Origin of the sequence: Kribbella sp. NPDC050124 (assembly GCF_044460355.1) — a bacterium.
Classification (GTDB): domain Bacteria; phylum Actinomycetota; class Actinomycetes; order Propionibacteriales; family Kribbellaceae; genus Kribbella.
The window spans coordinates 1-3,161 of sequence record NZ_JBITJU010000065.1; the positions used below are offsets into that span (position 1 = coordinate 1).

1 protein-coding gene is annotated in these 3,161 nt (G+C 65.5%); it reads right to left on the bottom strand.

Features of this window, described 5'->3' with window-relative positions:
• Positions 1 to 2,831, bottom strand: a 2,831-nt coding sequence (locus ACIBL3_RS47185) for a DNRLRE domain-containing protein (protein WP_396360612.1), incomplete at its 3' end; no start/stop codon positions are given.
• Positions 2,832 to 3,161 lie beyond the last annotated feature (330 nt).

Below are 3,161 nucleotides of genomic sequence, written 5' to 3' on the forward strand. Positions count from 1 at the left end.
ACAGTCGTGTTCGGGTCGAACCGCTCGGGAATCTGGTCAGCCTGGTAGGTCTCGGCGTCGTTCTTGGCCAGGTGCTCGATCCACAACCGGGGACGAAACAGCTTGTCCGGGGACTCGCTGTTCGTGATGCTGACCAACTGCTGTCCAGTCGCGCCGGCCGCTTCGTCGCGTGTCCGCAGGAGCAGGCCGTGGTTGTCGCCGGGGTTGTTGACCCAGGACTGCAGCTTGGTGACCAGGTTCGAGGTGGCGCCTGTCGAGGCGAACGTCAGCCGTTGTGCGTTGTTGTCGGGACGCACCGATCCCAGCAGCGCGGCCGAGTCGTAGTCACCGCCCGGCGCGGTCCAGTTGATCGTCGAGGTTGCCCGGTTCCAGGTCGCCTCGGTCTCGATGAAGTCCCGGTTCAGCGCGTACAGGTCGAAGTCCGCACGGCCGCTGCCAGAACCGTAGTTCGAGTACAGCTCCACCCGGGCATCGGTGACCTTCGTGCCCTGCTTGATCGCCGACGTGTCGAACTCGAACAGGCCCCGCTCGTCGTCGTACGTCGGGTGGTTGTTGCCGACCTGGACCCAGTACCGGGTGTTCGCCGTCCCGCCGCCGTCCGGACGTGACAGGTTGGTGTTCTGGTACAGCGGAGCAGCGGCCAGCGTTGTGTCCGGGATGCCAGTGGTGGGATCACCAGTGAACGACCGCAGGATCCGGCCTTCACGCGGCATCGTCACCGTCTGCACGTTCGACGCCGCTCTGCCGTTCTCGCCCTTCCTGACGTCGGCGACCGTGCGCGCCACGACCCAGTAGTTGTACGTCGCCGGCTCGGTCGCACTCGACGGCGTCGCATCGCTGTCGGTGAACGACCTCACCTCGGGCGGGACGGTCCCGACCAACGTGAGCGCGGTCGGCGCAGTCGTCGAGAAGTAGTCACCCACCGGCGTCGCGCAAGGCTCGACCGGCAGCGCGCGGCAGCCCCGGAAGATCTGATACTCGACCAGGTCGTCGTCATCGGCCGGCGTCGGGTCGTCGTACTTGCCCCAGGTCAGCTCCGCCCCGTCGGCGTTGACGGTCGACGGCGCGTTCAGCGTCACGCCCGGCTCGTCGTAGGTGATCACCAGATTCGGCCGCGCCGCGGTCTCCCCGCCGTACGTGCCCTCGCTCGCGCTGTAATACAAACCACCGGCCGGGGCCGTCGCCGGATTCTCATCGACCGCCTTCAACATCACCCCGAAGTTCTTCGAGGCGTCGCGTACCCACGACTGCACATAGGTGCCCAGCCCGAACGAATGCCACCCGTCCCGGTCGCCGACCTGCTTCGTCGCGGTCGAGTACTTGACCCATTTCATGGCGTCCGCGATCGGAATCGTCATGGTCCCGGACTGGTCGCGAGTGATCTTCAGCTGCGTCGTGTTCCCCGGACGCGAATGGATCGTGCCCAGCGTGTACCACAGGTCGCCTCCGGACCCGGGCGTACCGGCCGTCTGATTCCACGTGACATTCTGCGAGGTCGGCACACCATCGGCCGTCGCACCAACCAGCGTCGTCGGTAGGATCCCCCGCACACTCGACGGGTAATAGTGCCCCTGCACCTGATAGTCCCCGTCACTCGGAACCCGCGCATTCCACGTGAACGTGTCCGGCGTCGTCCCGGTCAATGCGTACGAGAACCAGCCGTTGATCGCGCTCGCGTTCGACTGCTCCTTCCACGGGCCCTGATACGACGCCGACAACGTGTCCTGATCGTCGACCAGCACCGTGTTGTTCGCGTACGTCCCGTCGAAGGCCGTGTTCATCGACGCCCACGTCGCCGTCGACTCCGACCAGTCCTGTGTGACCTTCACCGCCGCGAACGGCAGCTTGTAGTCCCCGCCGAAACCCGCCCCGTAATGCACGTTGAGATCGGCCGAGCGGATCGTTGTGGTCGTCGGGATCATCGACAGATCGAACTTCAGCAGGCCCCGCCACGTGTTGTGGCTCAAGTCGTCACCGGCCAGCATCGTCGGGATGCTGCCGTAGTTGGTATTGATATTCGCGGGTGCCTCGGAGATCGAGGTGTCCTGCGCTGCCGCCGGATCCGGCACGACCACGATCGTCGGGTCGATGACGATCGGCCAGACCCGTTCCTTCGCCGCCAGCCAGGACTGGTCCGGCTTCAGCGTCAGCAGCGTCTTGCCACCCTGCTGACTGATCGTCTGCGTGATCTTGTCCGAATAGCCCGGCTGCCCGAGCTGGTTCTGCGCCGATGAGTCGTACATGTTCGGCGGCGGGATCACGTATTTCGGCCGCTCGTCCGAAGACCCATCACTGTTCTTCTTGAAGAACTCGATCGAGCCGTCCGGCTGCGCCTTCGCGGTCAGACCGCTGGTGTGCAACTCGAACGTGTACTCGTCCGCGGCATCCGCAGGAGCCGTCAGTACGACGGTCTCCTTCACCCCGGTGCGCGAGACGTAGTACCGCACGTCCGCCGTACCGAACACGTCAGCGAACCCCACCGACGAGCCCTTCACCGCCGGCGTCAGCTTCCGCTTCTCACCGGCCGCGCCCAGGCTGATCGACACCCCATCGGCCTCGAACGTCAGCAGCCGGTCGCTCGACTTGCCGAACCGGGACCGGAAGGTGTTCTTCGCGTTCTCGAACGCGTCCTCCCCCGTGCCGGCCGTGACCTTGGTGTCGATGTCCTGCCATTTGCCCTTCGAGTCCTTGTAGTGCACCGGATCCGTCGACAACACAAGCTGCGTCGTACCGTCCGACATCCGGTAGCTCTTCGACGAAACCGTCCGCCGATCATCCAACTCCCGCACCCGCGCCGGCTTCGCCGACGCAGACGCGACCGTGGACGACACCTTGCCCACTCGAGCAGGCGCCGGCGGCGCAAGCGGACCATCAGCAGCGCGAGGCGCTTGCTGTACGGCGACCTGCCCAACCGCCGGTGGACGCGCGAGGGCGGTCGCAGGGACTCCAAGGGATGCCGGGAGAGACAGCACGAGGGCAGACGTCAGCAACAAGCGGGCGCGGCGCATCGACACTCCAAAACTTGGGGCGGATCCGGCGCACCCCGAGCGACACCGGCGAAGTCAGGAAGAGTTTTATCCTTCGAAATACGCTCCGACGCAACCCGATTGCAGCAAGTTGCGACGACACACCACACAGCCGACACGGCCGCTCCAGACCTG